Origin of the sequence: Neptunomonas antarctica, from assembly GCF_001305295.1 — a bacterium.
Lineage (GTDB): Bacteria > Pseudomonadota > Gammaproteobacteria > Pseudomonadales > Balneatricaceae > Neptunomonas > Neptunomonas antarctica.
The window spans coordinates 343,584-370,041 of sequence record NZ_LJSI01000053.1; the positions used below are offsets into that span (position 1 = coordinate 343,584).

Consider the following 26,458-nt stretch of genomic DNA (forward strand, 5'->3'; position numbering starts at 1 on the left):
AAATAGTATTTATTGGAAAAAACACATTATATAGTCGTTAATATACCCTCTATAGCTGAATTAGAGTTTAATTTTTTGAGATTTATAGCTACAGTTATTAGGTAGAAGAAAATTTATATAGTTAAAGGGATATTTAAGTGGTCAGCTTTTTCGGGAAGAAAACGGCCAACTGGGTCGGTATAGACATAGGTTCGTCGTTCGTGAAGCTGGTCGTCTTGTCCAAGCGTGGTGGTTTAATTGGACTTGATGCTTATGCGGTTGTTTCGTTGCCTCCGACGGCGGTTATTGATGGTAGTATTCAGGAAGTTCAATCGGTTGCCGATGCTATAGCGCGCGGTACGAAAATCTGCGGTATTAAACAAGGGAGCGCTATCGCTGCTGTTCCTTCTTCTGCTGTGATTATCAAGCGGATGGAGTTGAGCCGGGCTTTCTCTGAAATTGAATTAGAAGATCAGGTTAAAGTCGAAGCTGATCAGTTTATTCCTTATCCTCTTGATGAAGTTGCGCTTGATTTTGAAATTATAGGTGAGTCTCGATCTCATCCTGATTTGAATGAGCTATTGTTAGTTGCGTGTCGGCGCGATGATGTCGATCAGCGTGAGGATGCTATCAATGCGACAGGCCTGAAATGCGCAGTGGTTGATGTGGATACCTATGCCGTTGAACGTGTCTTCCCTATGTTGGTGAATGAGGACCTTAAAAATGATGATATGGTCGCCATTGTGGACATCGGTGCAGCAACGCTGACCTTGAATGTTATTCGGGATCATAAAATCATCTATAATCGTGAACAGTCATTTGGTGGTAACGATCTTACAACTAATATCCATCATCAGTATGGAATGGCTATTGATGAAGTAGAACAGTCGTTAAGGCTGGGTGAGATTAGCGATGAAATACAGGAAGCGGTAGTACAGCCTTTTCGTCTTACGATATCCCAGCAAGTTTCGCGTGCATTACAGTTTTTTTATTCATCGGGTGTTCAGCATCAATTGACAAAAATCTATCTCTGCGGCGGTGCTTCTTCGATTGATGGCTTGGTTGGTATTCTCAGTGATGAATTGGGTATTCCGGTCAGTATTGCCAATCCATTTACACAAATGACTATCGGCGTGAAAGTAAACAAAGAAAGATTAGTAAAAGATGCACCTGCGTTGGTAAAAGCCTGTGGGCTGGCGCTGAGATCGTTCGATCAATAGGGAAAAGTGATGGCAAAGATTAACTTACGACCATGGCGAGAAGAACGAACCGCTGCCAGGCAGAAAGCATTCGTATCAAGCCTGATTGCTTCAGCCCTATGTGCGGCTGCGTTGGTGTTGATGATGAGCTATTATTATGATGTGCAAATGGATCGTCAGAATCTCCGTAATGGCTTTCTACAAAACAACATCAGTAAACTTGATAAAAAAATTAAAGAGATTAAAGATCTTAAACATCAAAGAGAGCGTCTTCTTGAGCGACTTAACGCTATTCAGCAGTTGCAGGGTAATAGGCCGATCACCGTTCGTAATTTTGATGAGCTGGTAAGGGTTTTGCCTGACGGTGTTTACTATAATTCTCTTCAGAGAAAAGAAGCGGGTTTCGGTGGTGCGCAAAGTCAGGATGCAATGAAGATTCAAGGGTTAGCGCTTCAAAATAAGGATGTTTCAGAGTTGATGAGGCGTTTAGACAGTTCTATCTGGTTTGGTGAAGCCAACCTTTCAAAAGTAGCGACGTTAGGTCAAGCTCGCTCAAAGGGTAGTGCGGTTGATTCATCCGACCTCAGGGAATTTGATCTCTCTGTTATTTTGGCTAAGCCTGAAGATGAGGATGCAAAATGAGCAGTCAGACATTTAAAAATGCATTTCAGGGCTTTGATCCTAATAACCTGGACTTGAATGCAGCAGGCAATTGGCCTATTGGTATTAAAATTGTTGTTTATATCATAGTCATGTCCGTTGTCGTTTACGCGGGTATCCATTTTTATATCAGTGAGCAGCATACCCAGCTTGAGCGGGAAGTTCAGAAGGAAGTTCAGTACAAGCAGGAGTTTGAAAGTAAATCATTTCAGGTTGCCAATTTGGCTACGCTACGAAAACAGATGGAAGATGTTGAAGGGACGTTTTCGGAGTTACTGGGGCAGCTTCCGACTGACAAGGAGGTACCTGGTCTGCTTGAGGATATCAGTGATATTGGTAGGGCGGCGGGCTTGCAAATACAAGTTATTAAATTAGCGGGTGAGCGTAAAGAGAAGTTCTATATTGAACTACCTATTAATATAGAAGTTAAAGGGACATATCATCAAATGGGGCAGTTTGTAAGTGGCGTAGCCGCGATAAAACGTATCGTGACACTGCATGACTACACGCTGAAACCTACTGATGATGACATGCTGGAGATGGTTATCAGTGCTAAAACTTATCGTTATGATGATACTAAATAAGCGTTCCTCCAGATGCCTGCAAGCGGCAGTTGTAGGAATAATGGTTAGTTTAGTGTCAGGGTGTATCTGGGTTGAAGATACGGCTGACTTGTCTAAATTTGTCTCGGATGTGCAGGCGAAACCTAAAGGGAAAATTGAGCCGCTGCCAACGTTCAAATCTTATAACAGTTTTGTTTATCAAGGGGCAAGCCTAAGAGACCCCTTCGAGCCATTGGTTCGCGTTGTTTCGACAGTAGCGAATTTTGAGCAGGATAATAATAGTTTACAGCCTGATCAAGACAGGCCGCGGAGCTATCTGGAGCAGTTTTCATTCGATCAGCTATTAATGGTAGGAACGATTGGGAAAGCCGATGAAGACTTTTTTTGGGCACTGCTGCTTGATGATAATCACGAAATACATCGCGTAAAAGTAGGAGATTATTTAGGACTGGATTTTGGTCGGGTAGTAGCTGTTTCTGATCAACAACTCGACGTGGTAGAAATTATATCGAATGGACGGGGTGGATGGATGAAGCGCCCTAGAACTATTGAGTTAGCCGAGCAGAAATGAGCGAAGGATAGAAACATGAATTATAATAATGCTTATCTTCAACCCCATAGCGCGGGGCTCTTCAACAGCGCCATAATAACGATTCTTTTGCTCATGCTGTTGGGTACGCTATCTCAACGTGTTTCAGCACAAGAGGTTGCCTTACAGAAATCTTCTTTTGTTGCGTTGCCAGGTAATAAAATTGAGGTGAAATTAGACTTCGATTCAGCCCCTCCGGTACCTAAAGCTTATACGATCGATAGTCCTCCCCGGCTGGTACTGGATTTCTGGGGTGTGAACAATGAACTTGGAACAAAATCTGTCGATGTTAAATCGGGTGTTGTGGAGTCGCTTAGTTTTGCTCAGGGAAGTGGACGCTTACGTATCGTCACAAACCTGCATGAAATGACGAGCTATCGTACTTTTACTGAAGGTAACAGTTTGTTTGTCGTCTTTGGTGAAAAACAAAATTCTGTAGCGGCGACGGGTACTCTAAAGAAAATGTCTGAAAAAAGATCATTGCTCGACGCGCATAATGATAAAACGCGTGTGCAGGGTATTGATTTTGAACGTGTTGATGGTGGTGTTGGGCGTGTCGTTATTACGCTTTCCGATGATCAGGCTGGATTGGATATTCAAGAAGAAGGTAATAATGTTGCTGTTAATTTTTCAGGGGCAACATTATCAGCAGCATTACAGCAACGGGTAAATGTTCAGGACTTTGCGACACCTGTTATGTTTATTGATGCGATGGCCAGCGGACGAAATACTACAGTACTTATCAAGCCAGGTGCTGAACCTTACGATTACATGGCTTATCAGACGGGAAATAAACTGATTCTGGATTTCAAACCGTTAACGCGGGCAGAAAAAGAAGAGGCCCAAAAAAATGATTTTCCTTACAGTGGTGAGAAAATAGACCTTAACTTCCAAAACGTGAGTGTTCGTTCGGTGTTGCAGATACTGGCCGAAGTCGCACAGTTAAATTTGGTTGTGGATGATGCTGTAGGCGGTGAAATCACATTACGATTAAAGCATGTTCCTTGGGACCAGGCGCTTGATATTGTAATGAAAACGCGCGGTTTGGATAAGCGTCAGGTAGGCAACGTGTTGCTGATTGCGCCCGCTGAAGATATAGCAGAACGTGAGCGTATTGAGTTGGAAAGCCAGAAGCAGGTGGAGGAGTTATCGCCGCTTAAAACTGATTATATTCAGGTTGATTATCGTAAAGCTTCTGAAATGAAATCCCGCATATATGAAGCAAAATTAGTTTCAGAACGAGGCTTTATAGTCGCTGATGACCAGACAAATGTACTGATGGTGCGGGAAACGGCGACGCAGTTGGAAGAGATACGCAGGACGCTGCGCAAGTTTGACACAGAGGTCGCGCAGATAATGGTGGAGGCGCGTTTGGTGACGGCTTCTACCGACTTTAGCCGTGAACTGGGTATAACATGGGGGTTTGGTCGTGAAGGAAATAAATTCACTATAGGTGGAGCCGGTGCTACCGGTACTAATTTGCTTGCGAGCGGAGTAAGTCCGCTGAATGTTGATTTGGGTGTGGCTGGGAACTCTGCAATCCGCATAGGTTATGCGACAAGTGATTTTTTAATCTCTTCGGAGCTTTCTGCGCTGCAAAGTGAAGGTAAAGCTGAGATCATCTCTCAGCCTAAAATTATCACTACTAACGGCAAAGCCGCGCGGATTCAATCAGGACAACAGATCCCTTACCAGACGGTTGAAGATGGTGAGGTTAAAATTGAGTTCAAGGATGTCGTTCTGAGTTTGGATGTGACGCCTCAGCTTAATCCCGGTGACCGTATAACGCTCGATCTGAAAATCACTCAGGACTCGATAGGTGGGGTGGCAACAAATGGTGAGATTATTATTAATAATAATGAGCTTGAAACTTCTGTTGTTGTCAAAGATGGCGAAACTATTGTGCTGGGTGGAGTTTATAGTAACGAAGTGTCTGATGACGTTGATAAAACTCCCTTTTTCGGTGATTTGCCGGGCATAGGAGCACTGTTTCGTCAAACCAGAGTAAATGATAAAAAAGTGGAGCTGCTGATTTTCATAACACCTAAATTAATCAGAGAGTCTTTATCCGCAAAGTAGTCGGAGTTAGGTCCGTTTGAATATATTTCTTATTGGTCCTATGGGTGCTGGAAAAAGCACTATAGGGCGTATGCTTTCTCAAGAGCTTGCTCTTGAATTTGTTGATGTTGATCGCGAGATAGAAGAGCGTGCAGGGGCAAACATACCCTGGATCTTCGATGTCGAAGGGGAAATCGGGTTCCGTGATCGTGAAGAAATGGTCGTAGATGATCTGACACAGAGCAATAATCAAGTATTGGCTACCGGCGGCGGTGCAGTGCTACGGGCAGCCAATCGTGCTTGTTTACAGAGCCGGGGGTTCGTGGTTTATTTGGATACATCTATCGAGCAACAGCTGGAACGGACCTCCAAAGACAAGAACAGGCCGCTGTTGCGGGCAGATAATCCTCAAGAAGTGCTTGAGAGGTTGATGGAAATCCGCGATCCGCTTTATCGATTAACATCAGACTTGATAGTGAAAACAGACCGTAGGCATCCCCGTGGTGTCGTGTCAGATATCGTTAAACAACTAGTTCGTCAGGGTATTATCGCTGGCGACTAACCTAGTAAATCGGAGCTGGTGTCTTGCAATCCTTAATGGTTGATCTTGGTGAACGTTCGTACCCTATTTATATTGGTCAAAATATTATATCCGCCGAGCTGATTAAACCTTTTATAAAAGGAAATCAGGTTATGGTGGTAACTAATGAAACTATAGCGCCTTTATATCTGGATTCTTTTCTAAGCAACTTGTCAGGATATACAGTGGATGTCACTGTGTTGCCTGATGGTGAATCTTACAAAGATTTGAATCACCTTAATTTAATTTTTGATGAGTTACTTAAGTGTAAACACAACCGTACGACAACACTGATTGCTCTGGGTGGTGGTGTTGTAGGTGATATGACAGGCTTTGCAGCAGCTAGTTATCAGCGCGGTGTTGATTTTATTCAAGTCCCTACCACCTTATTGTCGCAGGTCGATTCCTCTGTCGGTGGTAAAACAGGTGTTAATCACTCTTTAGGCAAAAATATGATAGGGGCTTTTTATCAGCCTCAATTGGTGGTCGCGGATATTTCTGTGTTTGCTACCTTGCCTGATTGTGAGTTCTCAGCAGGTCTTGCTGAAGTGATTAAATATGGTTTGATTTATGATTACTCTTTTTTCTGTTGGCTTGAAGAAAATATTGAATTATTGGTCGCACGTGATGCGGATACTCTCATGCGCGCTGTTTATCGTTCGTGTGAGATAAAGGCAGAAATTGTTGCTCAGGACGAAAAAGAAGGAGGGATTCGTGCCTGGCTGAATCTAGGGCATACTTTTGGGCATGCAATAGAAACACACCAGGGCTACGGTAATTGGTTGCATGGTGAGGCCGTTGCCGCCGGGAGCATGATGGCGTTGGCGCTATCATCGAAAATGGGATGGTTGCCTGTTGATGATATGCAGCGAGCACGCCAGCTTTTTGAAAAAGCAAAGTTGCCGGTGGTTCCTCCTGCTAATATGACAGCGGCGGACTTTATGGATCTAATGCTGGTCGATAAAAAAGTACTGAACGGCCAATTACGTTTAGTTCTTTTAACGGCATTAGGGGAGGGGGTAGTGACGGCTGATTATTCTAAAGATAAACTGATGGATGTGTTAAACGCCTGATCCGGGCATTGAGTGGATGGAATCAATGAGTCAACAATTCTACTTCGAGCCGCCCAGTCGTATGCAACTGGCCGATAAAATGGCCCATTTGCTAAGGTATTCTGATTTTCTGATTGTTATTGCCGGCCCTGAAGGTAGTGGTAAAAGCTCAGTTACACAAAGATTAGCATTAGTTGCCCGAACGCCGGATATTCATCAGATAATAGTGACGCTAGAAGGCGAAACAGATGCCCTTCAGCTTGCTCGCCAATGCGCAAAATTAGTGTCAGATGAGTATGCAGATGGACTGGATCCGTTAACTATTTTGCATAACCAGAGCCGGGCTTTGCACGACGTGGGTCAGCACTTATTGATTGTTATCGATAATGCCGAGTGGCTGAATGACGAGGCCGTCGAGTTATTGGCTGGATTGCTGGTGTCAGGGACCGGCAAGCCAAAAATTGTATTATGCGGCGAAGATTCGCTGGTGAGTCGTTTAACCTCCCTGAGTCTATATGAGCTATTGGAAGGGCGGTTGCATCTTGAACGGCTGAACCCTTTTACGGAAGATGAGGCAAAAGAGTTTTTGTCGCTTAGATTTTCGGCACAGCAGGATCTTAATAAGCAAGAGTTGAGAAGTATTTATAGTGTCTCTGGCGGATATCCTGGGCGGTTAACATCAGCAGCCTCTGAACTGTATCGTTCGGGTCGTGTGGTTGCCAGAGCATCGATATTACCGTTACCAATACCTCATATTGTAGGGATTAGTTTGGTGCTTTTAGGTGTGCTTTCTGTTTCATTGTGGAAGGTCCTGCAAGATGATAATACGTTGGTTGAGCCGCAAGTTGTAGATGGGCGCGTATCTGTCCCTCTTAATGTGAGTGTCGACCCTACTGTAGAATCAGATAGCCGCTCAGAGTCAATTAATGAGATGCAGAGTGCGTTGTCTAAGCTGTTGGCTGATCAGGAGCAGGTGTTGCGCAAAGAGTCTGTGTTGGAAGGGCGTGCATCAGTAGAAAATCAGCCGGATGTTGATCGTGTCGTGCTTGCGATGCCTGTTTTATCTGCAGAAACTAAAGAAGAAGTAATTGAATCACCTGCGCTGATAAATGACGCTACTCCGGTCATAGTTGAAGAGGACGTAGTGGCATTCAATAAAGTAGAACCTGATGTTGTTCCTGAGCCCAAGAGAGTAGTTGCTGATAAAGCCGAGATTAAGGCTGTTACGCAGCCTGAAATTGTAGCTCCGCCGAAACAGGTTGTTGTAGCACCTGTTAAAGCGGCTCCTGTTAAAGCAGCCCCCGTTAAAACTGCCTCGGCCAAAGTAACCACAGGATCGCAGCCAGACGCGAGTCAATGGCTTAAAGAGGATCAGTTGTTAACCTGGCCTTCTTCTGGCTATACATTACAAGTGCTGGGCGCTCGTTCCGAGGAAAGTATTGTTAGGTTTATGACGTCTTTAAGTAGCAGGGATAAACTCTATTACTTCAATACGCTGTATAAGAACGGGCCTTGGCATGTTGTTGTTTACGGGCAATATGCCAATCGGGCTGCTGCAAACCGAGCGATAAATTCCTTGCCTCCGGATTTGAAAAAACTTAAACCCTGGGCACGGAGCATTGGTGGTGTACAGCAGGACATCAAGAAGAAATAGGTTTTTCTTCATATAAAAACAGTAAATAGTGTTAAAAAAACGGCTTTTTGCCGTTTTTTTTGTGCCTGGGCAAAGGGTAATCGGCTTAATATTTGTCCCGGAAGGTGTCTGTGTGTAGAATGTTCTCCCTTTTTGCCTGCCAAGAAAATGTTCAGTCGAAAAGGTATATTGTTAAGCCTTTGTTTTTTTAAAGAACTTTTTTAAGTGAGAATGACTATGAGCACAGGTCTGTATCGCCCCGGTGAGTTTAAGGATAACTGTGGCTTTGGTTTGATGGCGCAGCTAGAAGGTATAGCCAGTCATGACCTTTTGCAAAAGGCAATGGGTGCCCTCGCCTGCATGACCCATCGTGGCGGTATCGCTGCCGATGGAAAAACCGGTGATGGTTGCGGTTTGTTAATGCAAAAGCCTGATGGTTTTATGCGTGCAGTCGCTAAAAGTGAACTCAATATTGTGTTGGGAGAGCAGTATGCCATCGGCATGGTGTTTCTATCCCAAGATTCCGCATTGGCTGAATTGTCCCGTGCTGCGTTAAATAAAGAGTTAGATGACCAAGGTCTTGTCGTAAAAGGATGGCGCGTTGTGCCAACAGATGAGAGCTGTCTGGGGCCTATTGCTAAAGATACATTGCCACGAATTGAACAGGTGTTTATAGAATCTGCGGGTAAAACCGAACGTGATTTTGGTATCAGTCTGTTTATTGCACGCCGCAAAGCTGAGATTACATTGTCTGCTGATGGTGATTTCTATATCTGTAGTTTGTCAGATAAGGTTCTTTCCTATAAAGGCCTGACAATGCCTGTTGATTTGCCGGTCTTTTATAAAGATCTCGCAGATGAGCGTTTGGAAACAGCTGTCTGTACTTATCACCAACGATTTTCTACGAATACAGCACCGCGTTGGCCTCTGGCGCAACCGTTCCGTTTCCTTGCTCATAATGGTGAAATTAATACCATTGAAGGTAATCGTAACTGGGCGCGTGCTCGTTCGCGTAAATTTTCGACGGACTTGTTGCCCGATCTTGAGGCATTGCAACCGATTGTAAATACTACCGGTTCTGACTCTTCCAGCATGGATAACATGTTGGAGTTCCTCATGGTCGGTGGGGTGGATATCTATCGAGCTGTTCGCATGATTATCCCGCCAGCCTGGCAGAACGTGGATACGATGGATACGGAGTTGCGTGCTTTCTACGAATATAACTCTATGCACATGGAGCCGTGGGACGGTCCGGCAGGTATGGTAATGACGGATGGTCGATTTGCTGTATGTATGCTTGACCGTAACGGTTTGCGTCCTTCACGTTGGGTAATTACGAAGCAGGGCTATATTTGTACAGCGTCTGAAATTGGTGTGTTTGATTATAAACCAGAAGATATCATCTCTCAGGGGCAGGTAGGACCGGGGCAGATTTTTGCAATCGATACAGTAACGGGTGAAGTCCTGCACACGGCTGATATTGATAACCGTCTGAAAAAAGCACAACCTTACAAAAAATGGCTAAGGGAAAATGCGCTGCGTCTTGAGCAGACGATGAACCTGAGTGAAGAGTCTCGGTCTTTCCGTGATATGCCGCCTGAAGAAGTCAAAAGGTACATGAAAATGTTCCAGGTGACTTTTGAAGAACGTGATCATGTTATCCGTCCACTCGGTGAGTCTGGTATGGAAGCCGTAGGTTCTATGGGTGACGATAAGCCAATGGCTGTTTTGTCCAGTCGTGTCCGTTCTCCCTATGATTATTTCCGTCAGCAGTTTGCCCAGGTTACTAATCCGCCGATAGACCCTTTGCGTGAAGCGATCGTGATGTCACTGGAAACCTGTATTGGTGCTGAGCAGAATATTTTTGAAGAAGGGCCGGAACATGCCCGACGCGTCATTCTGACATCGCCGGTATTATCTGCCTCAAAATTTCGTCGCCTGCGTGACAATAAAGTGTCCGGCTTTGAGGTGATAACGATAGATCTGAATTATGATCCGGCTCAGATGAACCTCAAAGAAGCGCTGATTTCAGTCACTGAACAGGCTGAACAGGCCGTACGTAATGGTAAGGTTATTCTGATTCTGTCCGATGCTAAGATCGAGCAGGGTAAGTTACCTATTCATGCGTCTATGGCGACAGGGGCTGTGCATCATCGTCTGGTAGATACGGGATTACGTTGTGATGCCAATATTGTTGTTGAGACAGCTACTGTCAGAGATCCGCATCATTTTGCAGTTCTGTTTGGCTTTGGTGCAACAGCGGTTTACCCGTTCCTTGCGTACCGGGTGCTTAAGGACCTATGCGCATCAGGTGAAATTCTTTTAGAGCCACTAGACAGCCATGAAAACTATCGTAAAGGTATCAATAAAGGCCTGATGAAAATCCTCTCAAAAATGGGGATTTCTACCATAGCATCGTACCGGGGTGCGCAACTGTTTGAAGCCATTGGTCTGAGCTCTGAGATTGTAAGTCAATGTTTTAAAGGCGTGAGTAGCCGTATTGAAGGCGCACGTTTTGAAGACTTTGAATATGAACAATCACTGTTGGCAAAAGAAGCCTGGACGGCACGTAAGCCTATTCAGCAGGGCGGCTTGTTAAAATATATGCCTGGTGGCGAATATCACGCTTATAATCCTGATGTAGTGCGGACTATTCATGAAGCGGTAGAAAGTGGTGATCCTGCTAAATATCAGTTATATGCTGACTTGGTAAACAACCGTGGTGTGGCAACCCTGCGTGATATGCTGGCGTTAAAAAAAGATGTGAAGCCAATATCGCTTGATCAGGTAGAACCGATAGAAGCCATTCTAAAACGGTTTGATTCTGCAGCCATGTCACTGGGTGCTCTGTCACCAGAAGCCCATGAATCATTAGCGGTTGCCATGAATGAGTTGGGTGGTCGTTCTAACTCGGGTGAAGGTGGAGAAGATCCTGCCCGTCATGGCACCATGAAACGCTCAAAAATCAAACAGATTGCATCAGGTCGATTTGGTGTAACACCAGAGTACCTGATGAGTGCAGATGTTTTGCAGATCAAGGTTGCTCAGGGCGCTAAACCCGGTGAAGGTGGACAGTTGCCGGGTGGTAAAGTAAATGAGCTGATTGCTCGCTTACGTTACTCGGTGCCGGGTGTAACACTGATTTCACCGCCGCCTCATCATGATATTTACTCGATTGAAGATTTGGCACAGCTGATTTTCGATTTAAAACAAATTAACCCTGAAGCTCTGGTCTCGGTAAAGCTGGTTTCACGTCCAGGCGTGGGTACCATTGCCTGTGGTGTGGCTAAAGCATACGCTGACTTGATTACTATCTCAGGATACGATGGCGGTACAGCGGCATCGCCGATCACCTCGATTCACCATGCCGGTTCCCCTTGGGAATTAGGTCTATCCGATGCGCATCAATCGTTACGTGGTAACCATCTGCGTGGCAAAATCCGCCTGCAAACAGACGGTGGGCTGAAAACAGGTCTGGATGTTGTTAAAGCGGCAATGTTAGGTGCTGAGAGCTTCGGTTTTGGTACCATGCCAATGGTGGCTTTAGGCTGTAAATACCTGCGTATCTGTCATTTGAATAACTGTGCAACCGGTGTGGCGACACAAAATGAACAACTACGTGAAGATTACTTCCGTGGTACGGTTGAAATGGTCAAAAACTTCTTCCGCTTCGTGGCTGAGGAAACGCGTCAATGGATGGCTCAGATGGGTGTTCGTACGCTGGAGGAGCTGGTGGGGCGTGTAGACCTGCTGGAAGCTATCGAAGGACATACGCCTAAACAGCGTAATCTGGACTTAAGCCCGATTATCAGTGATGGCGGTGTACCTGCTGAATATCCGCAGACGTGTCAGCAGCCGCGCAATGAACCTTATGATAAAGGCGCGTTAAATACGCAAATGCTTGAGTTATCATTGCACAGCATCGAAAAGAAAACCGGTGGCGAGTGGCAACTGACGATTACAAACTGTGATCGCTCTGTGGGTGCCCGTACTTCGGGTGTCATTGCGAAGCAGCATGGTAATCTGGGTATGTGTGGTCAGCAGCTCACGTTCCACTTTAAAGGTCATGCTGGTCAGTCATTTGGTGTGTGGAATGCCGGTGGTCAGGATCTTATCCTGGAAGGTGATGCCAACGACTACGTCGGTAAAGGCATGGCGGGTGGTAAGATTGTGATCAAACCGTTTAGTGCTGCGACGTTCAAATCGAATGAAACCGCGATCATGGGGAATACCTGTTTGTACGGTGCAACCGGCGGTAAGCTGTTTGCGGCAGGCCGTGCGGGTGAGCGTTTTGCAGTGCGTAACTCTGGTTGTCACGCTGTCGTTGAAGGTGCCGGTGATCACTGTTGCGAATATATGACAGGCGGTCTGGTGACTATTCTGGGTGCAACCGGTTACAACTTCGGTGCAGGGATGACCGGTGGTTTTGCTTATGTGTTGGATATGAGTAATACCTTTGTGGATAAGTACAACCACGAATTGGTTGAGATTCATCGTGTTCATACTGAACATATGGAAGCCTATAAAAACCATTTACGCTCAGTCATCATTGAGTTTACCAATGAAACAGGCAGTGCCTGGGGTCAGGAAATTGTCGATAATTTTGATGATTATATTGGTCGTTTCTGGATGGTTAAGCCAAAAGCGGCAGGCATTACTGATTTGCTGAATAGTGTTCGTAGGCGCCCTGAATAACAGGTTTCGTAGCGATAAAGTTTAACATGCGCCTGTTATCAGGCGCTTTAACGAGGTGGGGACCATGACTGAACGTCTTAACAACGATTTCCAGTTCCTCGACGTATCCCGTGAGGGGCCGAAGAAAATTAAAGCCTCGGTTCGTAAAAAGCAATATGCAGAAATTTACGAACCCTTTGTAGCAACAGAAGCAGCAGAGCAGTCACATCGTTGTCTGGATTGCGGTAATCCTTACTGTTCGTGGAAGTGCCCGGTGCACAATCATATTCCCGACTGGCTACAGTTAGTGGCAGAAGGAAATATTATTAAAGCGGCAGAGCTGAGCCATCAGACCAACACGCTGCCAGAAGTGTGTGGACGCGTTTGTCCACAGGATCGTTTGTGTGAAGGCGCGTGTACACTGAATGATGGTTTTGGTGCGGTGACTATTGGCTCGGTAGAAAAATATATTACGGATACCGCCTTTGCGATGGGCTGGAAGCCTGATATGTCTAATACGCCACAGACAGGTAAGCGAGTGGCAGTGATTGGCGCAGGCCCGGCGGGTTTGGGTGCGGCTGATATTCTGGTGCGTAATGGTGTGACGCCTGTGGTGTTTGACCGTTATCCGGAAATCGGTGGTTTGCTCACTTTCGGTATTCCAGAATTTAAGCTGGAAAAAGAAGTGATGGTAAACCGGCGCCGTGTTTTTGAAGAGATGGGTGTTGAATTCCGTCTCAACACTGAAATAGGCAAAGACGTATCGATGCAGTCTTTGGTTGATGAATACGACGCTGTATTTCTTGGTATGGGTACGTATACCTATATGAAAGGTGGTTTTCCAGGTGAAGACCTGGACGGTGTTTATGACGCATTGCCATTCTTGATCTCTAATGTAAATCATTGTCTGGGTTTTGAAAAAGATCCGGCTGATTACATTAACCTGAAAGGCAAAAAGGTAGTAGTTCTGGGCGGTGGCGACACGGCGATGGACTGCAACCGTACTTCTATTCGTCAGGACGCTAAGCGCGTTACTTGTGCATATCGTCGTGATGAAGCCAACATGCCGGGCTCTAAGGGCGAAGTCGTCAATGCCAAAGAAGAGGGCGTTAAATTTTTCTTTAACCGTCAGCCTGTTGAAGTGGTAGGTGAAAACGGCAAAGTAATCGGGGTTAAAGTGGTTACTACTCAGATGGGCGAACCTGATGAGAGGGGCCGACGCCGAGCAGAAGTGGTGCCGGGTTCAGAAGAAGTTCTGGATACTGATGTGGTGTTAGTTGCTTTCGGTTTCCGTCCTAGCCCCGCACCTTGGTTTGCTGATTTCGGTATTGAGTTGCATGAAGATGGCCGGGTTAAAGCGGACGAAAAACCTTCGCAGGGACGCCATGCTTTCCAAACAACTAACGCAAAAGTCTTTGCCGGTGGTGATATGGTACGCGGTTCTGACTTGGTTGTGACGGCTATTTTTGAAGGACGTCAGGCGGCTGAGGGTATCCTCGACTATCTGGAAGTCTGAATGCTTCGAGTACATTCGTAGGCACGTTAATACGAATTTGTATGTAAGCATTAGTAAATAAAAAGGCCGCTGATATCAGCGGCCTTTTTATGTTCTGGGTCCTGAATTAGCGACCCCTCCTCACTAAAGTAGTTACTTAAATGAGGAGAGCAGAGGGCTTACCTATTAAACATCCAGTTGCTTTTTGTAACGTTCAAAACTTTCCTGAATCGATTTCGCAGGCGCTGCTGTCATCAGGCTGACAGCGACGATAGCGACTGTAGCAAAGATGATGCCCGGAACTATCTCATACATATCAAAGATACCGCCGCTGATCTGTTTCCATACGACCACGGTAATACCACCGATAATCACGCCCGCCAGTGCACCAGAGTGATTCATGCGTTTCCAGTAAAGGCTTAAAACCAATGTCGGTCCAAAGGCGGCACCAAATCCAGCCCAGGCATAAGAAACCAGGCCTAATACTGAACTATCGGGGTTCAGCGCTAACATTAGCGCGACAAGAGACAGGCCAACAACCGCGATGCGGCCTACCATCACGACTTGCTTCTGAGACGCGTCTTTACGGAATACCTGTTTATAAAAGTCTTCTGCCAGTGCAGAGGAAGAGACCAGTAGCTGTGAATCTGCCGTACTCATAATGGCGGCCAGAATAGCGGCTAATAGAATACCGGCAATCACCGGATGGAACATGGCGTTGACCAGCAGCATGAAGATTTTTTCACCATCAGCAAGGTTGCCCGCTAGTGTGCTATCGACATAAATGATGCCGGCAAGTCCGACCAGAAGCGCGCCAGCCATTGATAAACCTGACCAGATAACCGCAATATGACGTGCCGTCTTGACTTCAGCATTGCTGCGAATCGCTGCAAAACGCGCCAGGATATGTGGCTGACCAAAGTAGCCTAAGCCCCACGCGGCGAGTGAAATAATAGCAATGGCGGTCAACGGTTCACCTTTACTGTCGTTCCAGATAGTAAGCAGTTCTGGATTTTTAACTTCAAGCGCAGTGAGTAGGTTACCAAAACCACCCTCTGTCTGTATGGCAATAATCGGAACAATAACAAGTGCGGCTGCCATCAATAAACCTTGCACCAGGTCTGTCCATGATACGGCCAGGAAACCCCCGAACATGGTGTAAGAAACAACACACACGGTGCCGACAATGACCGCCACGGTATAATCTAAGCCGAATACGGTTTCAAATAGTTTACCGCCGGCGACAAGCCCTGAGCTGGTGTAGAACAGGAAGAAAAGCAGGATAAAAAAGGCCGAGATGACGCGTAGATAGTTGGATTTATCCTCAAATCTATTGGCGAAAAATTCTGGAATAGTTAACGAATCGTTAGCTTCGATAGTGTAGGTGCGCAGACGTTTAGCGACGAATAGCCAATTTAACCAGGTGCCGATTAATAAGCCACCGCCGAGCCAGATGGCTTCCAGGCCAGATGAAAATGCATAGCCAGGCAGGCCGAGCAATAACCAGCCGCTCATATCCGAAGCACCGGCAGACAATGCCGCCGGCCAGGGACCGAGGGAACGACCACCCAAAAAGTAATCAGAAGAGTTAGCCGTACGCCGGTAAGCATACACACCAATGGCCAGCATTAAAGCCAGATAAATAGTAAAGGTGCCAATAATGGCACCGGTGTTAGCAATCATTTAACATACCCTGTAGTTGTTTCTAAAATTTATTATTAGAGGTTACTGTTATAAGCAACCTGCCAAGAACTAAGGTGTTTCTTCGCAGGTTGTGGAAGCCAAAAAAACCAGCCATCAATACGCGGGTGATTTTTGGATTAGTGGTCTTTGCCACCCAGTTCGAGCAGTGTGGCATTACCACCCACAGCGGTTGTGTTAACGGAAAGCGTACTTTCTGTTACAAAGCGCCAGGGATAATCGAGACTTGTCAGTGTTGGATAAGTCTCAAATTCAGTTTCTGAAATCAGTTGGGCTAAAACGCCGTTGCGTTGTGACAGTGTTTTATTAAGTGTTATAAGCGGTGCTGGCATTCCACAAAAGGCATAGGCATGAAATCCCTCATGGCGGCTTAATTCATCAATAGAAGCCGAGGTTAGCTGGGCAATGCTGTCTCCGATACCGGTATTGAGTAATGCAGCATGTAATTGATGTGCATACTTATCGACTGTTTGCATGATAACGACGTTACCGGTTGCTAACGCCGTGAACAGTTGTGCTGCTATCGCTGTGTCGAAGGCGGCTGTATCGGAGGCTGCTGAATCTGCGCAGATACAAATCACCCCCCGGCCACTCCAGTTCAGGCTATTAGCTTCGCCCGTGGGACCCGGCAAAATAACGCTATCAGGCATGCTAGCGGCGACGTTATTAAGTAACCAGTTAACTAAAGGCTGGTTCAATTCTTGTGCTGCTTTCTTTAGTTGAACGATACGTGCCGCTGCACCTAAAGCATTCCACGCTTCCCAGGCTGATTCTGCTTTCATCACCGCGTTATCTAAGGTTTGAATAGTCATCGGTATCTCCTCCTGCTCACGCTTGCTTGTTTTGGGTTTGAGTGCTTTGAGTTTGAGTGCTCTGAATTTCACGCGTAAAGCGTTTCAGATAATGCGGTCCACCGGCTTTTGGGCCAGTGCCTGAAAGTCCCTGCCCACCAAACGGTTGCACACCGACCACGGCACCTACCTGATCACGGTTAATGTAAATGTTGCCGGCACGAACACGGGCAGTAATATGCCTGGCGGTGGTTTCATTACGTGTATGTACGCCTAATGTCAGGCCAAAACCGCTGGCATTAATACTATCGATAACCTTATCAAGCTCACGTGATTTGTAGCGCACGACATGCAGGATAGGCCCGAACTGCTCTTCAGTTAACAAATCGATACCTGATATTTCAAAAGCAGTCGGTGCCACAAAGGTTCCTTTATCAGCATCAGACGGTAGCGGCGATTGAGCAATGAAGGTTGCGCTTTCCTGCATTCTTTCAATGTGTTTCAGCAGTCCGGACTGTGCTGTTTTATTGATGACCGGCCCCACGTCTGTTTGATGCAACTCGGGGTTGCCTACTGCCTGTTCTTGCATAGCGCCGCGTAACATCGGGATAATCCGATCAGCAACATCCTGTTGTACAAACAGCACACGCAGTGCTGAGCAGCGTTGGCCGGCGGATGCAAAGGCTGAGCGCACCACATCCCGAACCACTTGTTCAGGTAGGCAGGTGGAGTCGATAATCATGGCATTCTGGCCACCGGTTTCAGCAATAAAGGGTACCGGTTCTGCATCACGATTCGCTAAGGATCTGTTAATTCGTTGGGCGGTGCCTGTTGAACCGGTAAAGGCGACACCTGCTACACGCTTATCTGATGTCAGCGCTGCCCCGAGGATTGCGCCGTCGCCGGGAAGCAGTTGAATTGCGCCTGCCGGGATACCGGCTTCCAGCATTAGCTGAATAGCACGGAAGGCAATAATGCTGGTTTGTTCGGCTGGCTTAGCGATAACGGTATTGCCTGCGGCCAGAGCGGCTGAAATTTGTCCGAGGAAGATCGCCAGTGGAAAGTTCCAGGGAGAAATACAGACAAATATGCCACGCCCCTGGCGCTCAATAGTGGTGGTTGTGTTATCAAATGCAGGCATGCTGATAGCATCGGTCATGGCCAGACGCGCTTGCACGGCGTAATAACGACAGAAATCTACGGCCTCGCGAATTTCATCAATACTGTCCTGTAGCGTTTTACCTGCTTCGCGATGGCACAACGCCATCAGTTCACCGTAGTTTATTTCCAGTAAATCGGCTAAGCGTTCCAGTGCTGTTGCGCGTACTTCAACAGGTGTGTCGCGCCAGCTAGGGTAGGCGGCGGCTGCGTAAGAGAGCGCCTCGTCGACATGCGAGGCTGAGGCCCAGTTGATCTGTCCTACCGTTTGGTCATGATTGTAAGGAGCGGTAATGTGCTGTTGCGTCACATCCGTCGAGATCACTTCGCCGTTAATGATAGGGCCGGCTTGCCATGTTGTTGACATAAAGGGTTGAATCATCGCGTCAAAGGATGCAGATTCCGCTTCGATTTCGATATTGAAGCCGTGTGAGTTTTTACGCTCATCACCAAACAGCTGCGCAGGTAATGGGATATATGGATTAGCCAGTATCTGGCGTGATGACAGTACATCGGCCGGATGGTGAACCAATTCGCTGATTGGGCAGCGGGCATCAACCAGACGATGAACAAAGGAGCTGTTAGCGCCATTTTCTAACAGGCGGCGCACCAGGTAGGGCAGTAAATCTTTATGATTACCGACCGGTGCGTAAATCCGCACATTAACATCATTGTCTTTGATGATTCTGTTGTATAGCGCATCACCCATGCCATGCAGGCGTTGGAATTCAAAATCAGTATGCGTGCTCATCGCTATAACTGACGCGGCAGTGTGTGCGTTGTGGCTGGCAAATTGAGGATAAATATGGCCATGTACAGATTCGCTTAACAGAAAGCGGGCACAGGCAAGATAAGCCGTATCGGTGGCTTCTTTACGGGTATAAACCGGGTAGCCGCTCAGACCCCGCTGTTGGCAATTTTTAATTTCACTATCCCAGTAAGCGCCTTTTACCAAGCGTAATGGGATGCGATCGCCCTGGCTTTTAGCCAATGCGGCCAGCCAGGCCAGTACGGGTAAGGCGCGTTTTGAATAGGCTTGTATTACTAAGCCAAATTCACCCCAGCCACGGGTCGATTCGTGCTGATACAATTGCTGAAAAAGTTCCAGAGATAGTTCAAGACGATCGGCTTCTTCGGCATCGATGGTAATGCCCACACCCGATGCGCGGGCATGGCAGATCAGCTCAAGTACTTTATCGCACATTTCACCTAATACACGGGTTTTCTGGCCGACTTCATAGCGCGGGTGTAATGCCGATAATTTAATAGAAATAGTTGGTTTAGACCTGCTGCCTTTACCTTTACCTTTACCTTGATAGTTATCTTGTCCGACGGCGGTGATCGCCTGTTCGTAGTCAGTAAAGTATTTATCGGCATCTTGCGCGGTGAGTGCCGCCTCACCCAACATATCAAAAGAGTAAGAATAGCCTTTATCACGATCGCTGCGACCGTTTTTCAGCGCTTCTTTTATGGTGCGACCCAGTACAAACTGATGTCCCATAATTTTCATCGCCTGGTTCATCACTTTACGGATGACCGGTTCAGACATTTTATTAACAAAACGATTAATCACATTGGACGGTGTGCCGTCTTTGTTTTCGTCTAATGAAACTACCTTTCCGGTCAGCAATAGTCCCCAGGTAGAGGCATTGACGAACAGAGAATCAGAGTTCTTCAGGTGAGCCTTCCAGTCGGCAACAGAGAGCTTGTCCCGGATTAACGCATCAGCCGTGTCCGCATCGGGGATGCGCATGAGAGCTTCTGCCAGGCACATCAGCAGAATTCCTTCGTGGCTATCCAGACTGTATTCCAGCAGTAATGCATCGATCATGTGAATCGCGCCGTCATCAGCCCGCACTTGTTCAATGAGTGTGGTTGCGCCTTGAGTAATGCGTTGGCGCTCATGTGCGTCGGGTGCGGCTAAGGGCAGAAGTTCTTTCAGCCAGATAGATTCATCCACGGCATATAAGGGTGAAATTAATTGCCATAAGTTTGAAAGCGGCTGATCTAAAAACCCGGGGTTGAATATATCGGTGGCTTTGAACATAGTTATGCTCCCTAAACACGTTGAACTGCAGATAATGCAGCATAGATGAATATCATGGATGTTTCACTTTAGGGATAACGTGCATGTTTAGTCTTGCTAAATACTAGGTTTTTTTTGCGAAAAGCTCTGATCGCTTACCGCTGAGAGGTTTTTTAATAAACTTTTTCCATAAACGTGGAGGGAGTTCAGGGAAAATTCTAGTTTTTAAGCGATCAATCGCACAGAATTTGCTATGATCCGCTTTAGCGGTGTTAACTGAGTTAGCGCCTTTTTCAATACAATATATTGAATCGGATCGAGTTATATGCAACCGAAAGTCGCCATTATCATGGGCTCTAAAAGTGATTGGGAAACCATGAAATTTGCCACTGAAATTCTGGATCAACTTCAGGTGTCTTATCATGTTGAAGTGATCTCTGCACATCGCACGCCTGATAAGCTGTTCTCTTTCTCTTCGCAGGCAGTTGATGCCGGATATCAGGTTATTGTGGCGGGTGCCGGTGGTGCTGCGCATTTGCCGGGTATGGTGGCATCAAAAACCCGTTTGCCGGTGTTGGGTGTGCCCGTACAAAGTAAAGCACTCAATGGTATGGATAGCTTGCTGTCGATCGTTCAGATGCCTAAAGGTATTGCTGTAGGAACATTTGCAATAGGAACCGCAGGCGCTTTTAACGCAGGTTTACTGGCAGCACAGATTCTGGCGAATAATGATGCGGCGTTGGCGCAACGTCTGGACGCTTTCCGTCAGGCGCAGACTGATACTATTCTTGAAAATCCAGATCCAAGAGAAGACTAATGAATAAAGTATGGGTGTTAGGGGCGGGTCAGCTGGGAGCAATGATGCGCCATGCGGCTATGCCGCTGAATATTGATGTGGTACCTGTCGACTTTAATCAAGCGTTGCCAGCAGTATTGGCACCTGATGATGTTGTTACTGCTGAGATTGAGTTATGGCCTGATACAGAAACGACGACGGCGCTATCGAATCACCCGCACTTTATTAACGGTAAGGTGTTTCCTCGTCTGGCAGACCGTTACACTCAAAAGCAATTGTTGGACGAGCTTGATATAGCAACGGCACCTTGGCAATTAGTCGAGGTGGCTACTCAGGCAGATGAGCTTTATCAGACGCTCGGCGATACGGTGTTACTGAAACGTCGAACCGGTGGCTACGATGGTCGTGGGCAGTTCTGGTTGAAGCACGCACAAGCAACGGCTATTCCACAGGGCTGGCATGAGCAGGCAATCGCCGAACAGAAAATCCCTTTTGATGAAGAGGTGTCGCTTGTCGGTGCACGTGATCAGCAGGGGAATCTGTATTTTTATCCGCTGACATTAAATCTGCATGTTGATGGCATTCTGATGGCGTCGATCTCGCCGCTTGAGCGTCTTGCCGGTATTCAGTCCGAAGCAGAAGAGATGCTGGGCAAGTTGCTGACCTCTCTGGACTATGTCGGCGTGATGGCGATGGAATGTTTCCGTGTGGGTGAGAACCTTATGGTGAATGAGCTGGCGCCTCGTGTACACAATAGTGGCCACTGGACGCAGTCGGGTGCGAGTATCAGCCAGTTTGAATATCATGTTCGTGCGGTTGCCGGGCTACCTTTGGCTAATGCCGTGATTAAAGGTCAATCTGTGATGATCAATCTGATCGGTGTCGAACGAGATAACCGATGGATGGCGGTGGCAGGTACTGAGCTTTATTGGTACGGAAAAGAAGTGCGTGTGGGGCGTAAAGTCGGGCACCTCAATCTTACGTCTACTGATGTGCAGCAGTTGCATGGTTCGCTGAATACACTGCAACCTTACTTTCCGGAACCTTATCCACAAGTGTTTAGCTGGGTCGCGAACAATCTCAGGTAGTCATTATAATTAATAGTTGTAAATAGTCTTCATCCGTAAACAGCCATTACTTATGTAATGGCTGTTTACGTTTTGGTGCTTTTTATTAAGAGATACGTTACGCCTGAATCGCTGTTTTGCGGCAACGTGCAGGTGTTGTATTAAAATGATCACGAAATGCATGGGTGAAAGCGCTTTGACTGCTGAAGCCGCAATGTTCCGCTGTCTGCAAGACGTTCCAGCCGGCCGTAAGTTTTTCTCTGCCTTGTTCAAGGCGTTTATGTAATACATATTGATGCGGAGTAACGCCGGTGTTTTCTTTGAAGCAGGCGTGAAAATGGCTCGGGCTTAAAAAAGAGATGCCGGCTAATTCAATAATGGATATTTTTCGATGCATGTTCAGCTGGATGTGCAGGTCAATGGCAGTTTGATCAATGTATGAGTGAGTACGTCGGGGCGTGGGCGATTTTATGAGGTTTTGTATGGATAACAGCAGCGTCTGCCCGCAGGCTTGCAATAGTGGAGAATCAGCAGGTGTTTGTTTTATTTCCTGGCAAATCGCTTGCAGTAGCACCTGGCGCTGGCTGTCCAATGTAAAGTAAGAGGGTGTATCAAACAGCCGTGCTATTTGTTCTTGCATGGGTGCAAGTTCTATCTTCTCTGCGGGTATATTGATCACTACAATGCGGTTCTCGCCTACGCCACAGAAGGCATGATCGGTCGAAGAAGGTACCAGGCAGCCGCGGCCGAGTCCGACGTTTTCGCCGCGTCCCTGAATATCAAATTCAGTTTTCCCCTCAAGACCAAAGACCAATTGATGGAATTTATGATCATGATGGTTGGCCGTATCCGGCAATGTCAGTAGTTCTGTTGTCGTCACTGTTGCCCTTTTTATTGTCTGCGTAAGGCTTATTATGATTCAAGTGCAGCGTATTACTTTGATGGCCATGTTATGACTAAAAGTTTCACTAAAGTGGCACTGTTCGATTAGTGTACAGTAAATTTTTATCAACACCATCTGATTGAATGTGGCTTAGCCGCGTTTTCTTTGATATCGATCTTCTATTTAAAGCGCATTTTTCCTTAGAAATCGGTAGAATACGCCGCATTAAAAGAAACTTTTAGATGGCTGAAATTAACATGGCTGAATTGAAAAACGACCGCTTTTTACGTGCGCTGTTGCGCGAACCTGTTGATGTTACACCGGTATGGATGATGCGACAGGCCGGACGTTACTTACCGGAATACCGGGCTACGCGTGCTCAGGCAGGTGATTTTCTCAGCCTGTGCAAAAATAGAGAGTTGGCTTGTGAGGTGACGCTGCAGCCGTTGGAACGCTTTGATCTGGATGCGGCCATCCTGTTTTCCGACATTCTGACGATCCCTGATGCCATGGATCTGGGGCTTTATTTCGAGGAAGGTGAAGGCCCGCGTTTCAGAAAAATCATTCGCACCGAGCAAGATGTAGAAGCACTGAAAGTACCCGATGCTGCGACTGATCTTGATTATGTAATGAATGCAGTGAAGGAAGTTCGCAAAGAGTTGAATGGTCGGGTGCCGTTGATTGGTTTCTCCGGAAGCCCATGGACACTCGCAACCTATATGGTTGAAGGTGGCTCTTCTAAAGATTTCCGTCATATTAAGAAGATGATGTTCGCATCTCCGGAAGTGCTGCATGAACTACTGGGTAAATTGGCGGAGTCGGTCACTACTTATCTGAATGAGCAAATTCGCAGCGGTGCTCAGGCCGTTCAGATTTTTGATACCTGGGGTGGAGTCTTAAGTGGCGATATGTACAAAGCGTTCTCGCTGGATTACATGCGTAAAATCATCTCGGGCTTAATTCGCGAGCATGATGGCCGCAAAGTACCTGTGATTATGTTTACCAAAAATGGTGGTCAGTGGTTGGAAGTGATGGCTGAGGCTGGCGCTGATGCATTAGGGCTGGACTGGACCATAGATATTGATAATGCGCGTCGTCGGGTCGGTGATAAGGTTGCGTTGCAAGGTAATATGGACCCCTCCGTCTTATATGCACAGCCAGAACGTATTCGACAAGAAGTAGCGGATATTCTCCAGCGCTTCGGTACGGGCAATGGGCATGTGTTCAATCTGGGGCATGGTATTCATCAGTTTGCGGATCCGGATCATGCGAAAGTTTTTGTTGATGCGGTGCATGAACTCAGTGCCCAATATCATGTCTAACATAAACGTTTAAGGCGTCATAACTGGCACGATAAGAAAGGGGCCTGGTGTCCCTTTTCTGTATCTGAATTCTCATAGCTGATTTTCACGGATTAATATGAAAAAACTGCAGCACCTATTTGATAGTAATCGTTCATGGGCGGATAAAATTAACGAAGATTCCCCTGACTTTTTCGCCATATTAGCTAAACAGCAAGCGCCGGATTATTTGTGGATTGGTTGCTCAGACAGCCGGGTGCCGGCAAACGAAATTATGGGAATGATGCCGGGTGATGTTTTTGTCCACCGTAACGTCTCTAATTTGGTGATACATACGGATATGAATTGCCTTTCGGTCATTCAGTATGCTGTTACTGTGTTGAAAATTAAACATATTATGGTAGTCGGACATTATGGCTGCGGTGGTGTGCGTGCAGCGCTAGAGTCAAGACCGCATGGGCTGATCGATAATTGGCTACGGCATATTCGCGATATTGATATGAAACATCGTGGTTTGCTGTCGGCATGGCAAGATTCGGATCACTATCTTGATCGTCTTTGTGAGCTGAATGTCATTGAGCAGGCCTATAACGTTTGTAACACCACCATTACTCAAGATGCCTGGGAAAAGGGTCAGGAACTGACTATCCATGCGTGGGTCTATGGTTTAGATAATGGATTAATTCAGGATTTGAATTTTTGTATTTCAGATCAGGATTCCATTGAGTCGGGATATGCAGAGGCCATTGAAGCGATTAATCAGAAGGTCATAGGTTAAAAGTCATAGATTAAAGATCATAAATTGGCATCTGCCTGTCAGTTATTAACTGACGGGCAGATGCCGCATATAACACGTTGCTTATTTTTTCCGCTGCACCTGAACTATTTTGTGGCAGCCAGTGCCTGTTCAAGATCATCGATCAGATCGTCGATGTGCTCTATACCAATCGATAAACGAATCATCTCAGGCGCAACACCTGCAGATTTTAGTTCTTCATCATTGAGCTGGCGATGTGTGGTTTCTGCTGGAATCGATGCCAGTGATTTACAATCACCAATATTGACCAGACGTACAAAAATAGCCAACGCATCATAGAATGCCCGTGTAGCCTCACGTCCTCCTGTAACGCCAAAGCTCAGAATGCCAGATGCTTGGCCGTTCATATATTTTTGAGCGAGGGCGTGATCTTTATGACTTTCAAGACCCGCATAGTTTACCCATGCAACCTGCTCGTGGCATTGTAGATATTCGGCAATTTTTTGGGTGTTTTGATTTACTCGTTCCATGCGCAGTGCGAGTGTTTCTAAACCCTGTAAAATCAGGAAGGCATTCATCGGGGAAAGTGCTGCGCCCATGTTACGCAATGGCACAACACGACAACGGCCAATAAATGCAGCGGGTCCGAAAGCGTCGGTATATACCACGCCGTGATAAGAGGCATCCGGTTCATTCAGCAACGGAAAGCGTGCTTTGTTGTCGGCCCAGGGGAATTTTCCGGAATCAACAATGACGCCTGCCAGAGAGTTGCCGTGCCCACCCATATATTTTGTGGCGGCATGTACAACAATATCGGCGCCTTGTTCAATCGGGCGCCACATCATAGGGCTGGCGACGGTGTTATCGACAATCAATGGAACACCATGACGATGGGCGATCTCGGCTAGTTTTTCTATGTCAGCAATACCACCAGAAGGGTTGCCTATTGACTCACAGAACAGGCCTTTAGTGTGCTCATCAATATGTGCCTCAATGGCGGCGAAATCATCTTTATTCGCGAAACGTACCTTAATTCCCTGGCGTGGTAGTGTATGTGCAAACAGGTTGTAAGTGCCGCCGTATAGCTCGCTGGTAGAAACGATATTATCACCGACTTCTGCCAGTGTCTGAATGGTGTAGGTAATAGCAGACATACCAGAAGCGACCGCTAATGCGGCTATACCGCCTTCCAGTTCAGCGGCACGTTTTTCCAGCACGTCCGTTGTAGGATTCATGATACGGGTATAAATATTACCGGGCACTTTCAGGTCAAACAGATCAGCACCGTGCTGAGCATCATCAAATGCATACGCCGCTGTTTGATAAATAGGAACAGCAACGGCCTTGGTAGTGGGGTCTGGCGAATAGCCACCGTGAACGGCAATGGTTTCCAGTTTCATGTATTACTCCTTGGACGTGTGTTTATTGTTATCAGATATCAGTTATTAATAGATAAAGTAGGTCGATTGTAATGGTTATTGCTTATAAATAAACAG

The 26,458-nt window shown here is 46.6% G+C and carries 19 protein-coding genes; 14 read left to right on the forward strand and 5 right to left on the reverse strand.

All coding sequences use genetic code 11. From position 1 onward, the window contains the following. Window positions 1–137 precede the first annotated feature (137 nt). The 10 genes from pilM (at window position 138) to Nant_RS16390 (ending at window position 14,503) form a co-directional block, all read left to right on the forward strand. Window positions 138–1,199: a type IV pilus assembly protein PilM gene (gene pilM / locus Nant_RS16345; RefSeq protein ID WP_054342715.1), complete on the forward strand. Its 1,062-nt coding sequence runs from the start codon at window positions 138–140 to the stop codon at window positions 1,197–1,199. Window positions 1,200–1,208: 9 nt separating this feature from the next. Continuing rightward, the gene (locus tag Nant_RS16350) at window positions 1,209–1,820 is read left to right on the forward strand and encodes a PilN domain-containing protein (RefSeq protein WP_054342716.1); all 612 of its coding nucleotides are present in this window, start codon (window positions 1,209–1,211) and stop codon (window positions 1,818–1,820) included. Then, window positions 1,817–2,422: a type IV pilus inner membrane component PilO gene (locus Nant_RS16355; RefSeq protein WP_054342717.1), complete on the forward strand. Its 606-nt coding sequence runs from the start codon at window positions 1,817–1,819 to the stop codon at window positions 2,420–2,422. Before Nant_RS16350 ends, Nant_RS16355 begins: the two co-directional genes overlap by 4 nt. 40 nt (window positions 2,423–2,462) lie before the next feature. After that, window positions 2,463–2,972: a pilus assembly protein PilP gene (locus tag Nant_RS16360; RefSeq protein WP_238377176.1), complete on the forward strand. Its 510-nt coding sequence runs from the start codon at window positions 2,463–2,465 to the stop codon at window positions 2,970–2,972. Between the two features lie 15 nt (window positions 2,973–2,987). Continuing rightward, window positions 2,988–5,069, forward strand: a complete 2,082-nt coding sequence (locus Nant_RS16365; protein WP_076495897.1) for a type IV pilus secretin PilQ — start codon at window positions 2,988–2,990, stop codon at window positions 5,067–5,069. Window positions 5,070–5,085: 16 nt separating this feature from the next. Further along, on the forward strand, window positions 5,086–5,610 hold the full coding sequence (aroK, locus tag Nant_RS16370) for a shikimate kinase AroK (protein ID WP_076495898.1): 525 nt from the start codon (window positions 5,086–5,088) through the stop codon (window positions 5,608–5,610). A gap of 23 nt (window positions 5,611–5,633) precedes the next feature. After that, the gene (aroB, locus tag Nant_RS16375; protein ID WP_054342719.1) at window positions 5,634–6,701 is read left to right on the forward strand and encodes a 3-dehydroquinate synthase; all 1,068 of its coding nucleotides are present in this window, start codon (window positions 5,634–5,636) and stop codon (window positions 6,699–6,701) included. Between the two features lie 25 nt (window positions 6,702–6,726). After that, complete coding sequence (locus tag Nant_RS16380) at window positions 6,727–8,334, forward strand: AAA family ATPase (protein ID WP_054342720.1); 1,608 nt, start codon at window positions 6,727–6,729, stop codon at window positions 8,332–8,334. Between the two features lie 216 nt (window positions 8,335–8,550). Then, a complete protein-coding gene (gltB, locus tag Nant_RS16385) occupies window positions 8,551–13,008 on the forward strand; it encodes a glutamate synthase large subunit (protein WP_054342721.1) in 4,458 nt (1,485 codons plus the stop codon). A 64-nt stretch (window positions 13,009–13,072) separates the two neighbouring features. Next, window positions 13,073–14,503, forward strand: a complete 1,431-nt coding sequence (locus tag Nant_RS16390) for an FAD-dependent oxidoreductase (RefSeq protein ID WP_054342722.1) — start codon at window positions 13,073–13,075, stop codon at window positions 14,501–14,503. Window positions 14,504–14,668: 165 nt separating this feature from the next. Here the strand turns inward: Nant_RS16390 and putP are convergent, their stop codons facing one another. The 3 genes from putP to putA form a co-directional block, all read right to left on the reverse strand. After that, on the reverse strand, window positions 14,669–16,165 hold the full coding sequence (putP, locus tag Nant_RS16395; protein ID WP_054342723.1) for a sodium/proline symporter PutP: 1,497 nt from the start codon (window positions 16,163–16,165) through the stop codon (window positions 14,669–14,671). A 137-nt stretch (window positions 16,166–16,302) separates the two neighbouring features. After that, entirely contained in the window at window positions 16,303–16,995 is a 693-nt protein-coding gene (locus Nant_RS16400) for a hypothetical protein (protein ID WP_054342724.1), read from the reverse strand. A gap of 16 nt (window positions 16,996–17,011) precedes the next feature. After that, a complete protein-coding gene (putA, locus tag Nant_RS16405; RefSeq protein WP_054342725.1) occupies window positions 17,012–20,179 on the reverse strand; it encodes a bifunctional proline dehydrogenase/L-glutamate gamma-semialdehyde dehydrogenase PutA in 3,168 nt (1,055 codons plus the stop codon). Between the two features lie 304 nt (window positions 20,180–20,483). On the opposite strand from putA, the gene purE reads away from it, so the two are divergent. Together purE and purK are read left to right on the forward strand one after the other, a co-directional pair. Continuing rightward, window positions 20,484–20,975, forward strand: coding sequence for a 5-(carboxyamino)imidazole ribonucleotide mutase (gene purE / locus Nant_RS16415; protein ID WP_054342727.1), 492 nt, complete (start codon window positions 20,484–20,486; stop codon window positions 20,973–20,975). Beyond that, the gene (gene purK / locus Nant_RS16420) at window positions 20,975–22,042 is read left to right on the forward strand and encodes a 5-(carboxyamino)imidazole ribonucleotide synthase (RefSeq protein WP_054342728.1); all 1,068 of its coding nucleotides are present in this window, start codon (window positions 20,975–20,977) and stop codon (window positions 22,040–22,042) included. Before purE ends, purK begins: the two co-directional genes overlap by 1 nt. A gap of 97 nt (window positions 22,043–22,139) precedes the next feature. Here purK and Nant_RS16425 read toward each other — a convergent pair whose 3' ends face one another. Further along, on the reverse strand, window positions 22,140–22,901 hold the full coding sequence (locus tag Nant_RS16425; RefSeq protein ID WP_054342729.1) for an AraC family transcriptional regulator: 762 nt from the start codon (window positions 22,899–22,901) through the stop codon (window positions 22,140–22,142). Window positions 22,902–23,161: 260 nt separating this feature from the next. Between Nant_RS16425 and hemE the strand changes: the two genes are divergently transcribed. Both hemE and can read left to right on the forward strand, forming a co-directional pair. After that, the gene (gene hemE, locus Nant_RS16430; protein WP_054343258.1) at window positions 23,162–24,226 is read left to right on the forward strand and encodes a uroporphyrinogen decarboxylase; all 1,065 of its coding nucleotides are present in this window, start codon (window positions 23,162–23,164) and stop codon (window positions 24,224–24,226) included. Between the two features lie 97 nt (window positions 24,227–24,323). Continuing rightward, a complete protein-coding gene (can, locus tag Nant_RS16435) occupies window positions 24,324–24,983 on the forward strand; it encodes a carbonate dehydratase (protein ID WP_054342730.1) in 660 nt (219 codons plus the stop codon). Window positions 24,984–25,087: 104 nt separating this feature from the next. Here can and Nant_RS16440 read toward each other — a convergent pair whose 3' ends face one another. Next, window positions 25,088–26,362, reverse strand: a complete 1,275-nt coding sequence (locus tag Nant_RS16440; RefSeq protein ID WP_054342731.1) for an O-acetylhomoserine aminocarboxypropyltransferase/cysteine synthase family protein — start codon at window positions 26,360–26,362, stop codon at window positions 25,088–25,090. Window positions 26,363–26,458 lie beyond the last annotated feature (96 nt).

Excerpts from the sequence above, each read along its gene's own strand:
- can (WP_054342730.1), top strand. The coding sequence starts at position 24,324 with ATGAAAAAACTGCAGCACCTATTTGATAGTAATCGTTCATGGGCGGAT.
- gltB (WP_054342721.1), top strand. The coding sequence starts at position 8,551 with ATGAGCACAGGTCTGTATCGCCCCGGTGAGTTTAAGGATAACTGTGGC.
- Nant_RS16440 (WP_054342731.1), bottom strand. The coding sequence starts at position 26,362 with ATGAAACTGGAAACCATTGCCGTTCACGGTGGCTATTCGCCAGACCCC.
- hemE (WP_054343258.1), top strand. The coding sequence starts at position 23,162 with ATGGCTGAATTGAAAAACGACCGCTTTTTACGTGCGCTGTTGCGCGAA.
- Nant_RS16355 (WP_054342717.1), top strand. The coding sequence starts at position 1,817 with ATGAGCAGTCAGACATTTAAAAATGCATTTCAGGGCTTTGATCCTAAT.
- Nant_RS16400 (WP_054342724.1), bottom strand. The coding sequence starts at position 16,995 with ATGACTATTCAAACCTTAGATAACGCGGTGATGAAAGCAGAATCAGCC.
- Nant_RS16390 (WP_054342722.1), top strand. The coding sequence starts at position 13,073 with ATGACTGAACGTCTTAACAACGATTTCCAGTTCCTCGACGTATCCCGT.
- purE (WP_054342727.1), top strand. The coding sequence starts at position 20,484 with ATGCAACCGAAAGTCGCCATTATCATGGGCTCTAAAAGTGATTGGGAA.
- Nant_RS16350 (WP_054342716.1), top strand. The coding sequence starts at position 1,209 with ATGGCAAAGATTAACTTACGACCATGGCGAGAAGAACGAACCGCTGCC.
- putA (WP_054342725.1), bottom strand. The coding sequence starts at position 20,179 with ATGTTCAAAGCCACCGATATATTCAACCCCGGGTTTTTAGATCAGCCG.
- putP (WP_054342723.1), bottom strand. The coding sequence starts at position 16,165 with ATGATTGCTAACACCGGTGCCATTATTGGCACCTTTACTATTTATCTG.
- purK (WP_054342728.1), top strand. The coding sequence starts at position 20,975 with ATGAATAAAGTATGGGTGTTAGGGGCGGGTCAGCTGGGAGCAATGATG.
- Nant_RS16380 (WP_054342720.1), top strand. The coding sequence starts at position 6,727 with ATGAGTCAACAATTCTACTTCGAGCCGCCCAGTCGTATGCAACTGGCC.
- Nant_RS16360 (WP_238377176.1), top strand. The coding sequence starts at position 2,463 with ATGGTTAGTTTAGTGTCAGGGTGTATCTGGGTTGAAGATACGGCTGAC.
- Nant_RS16365 (WP_076495897.1), top strand. The coding sequence starts at position 2,988 with ATGAATTATAATAATGCTTATCTTCAACCCCATAGCGCGGGGCTCTTC.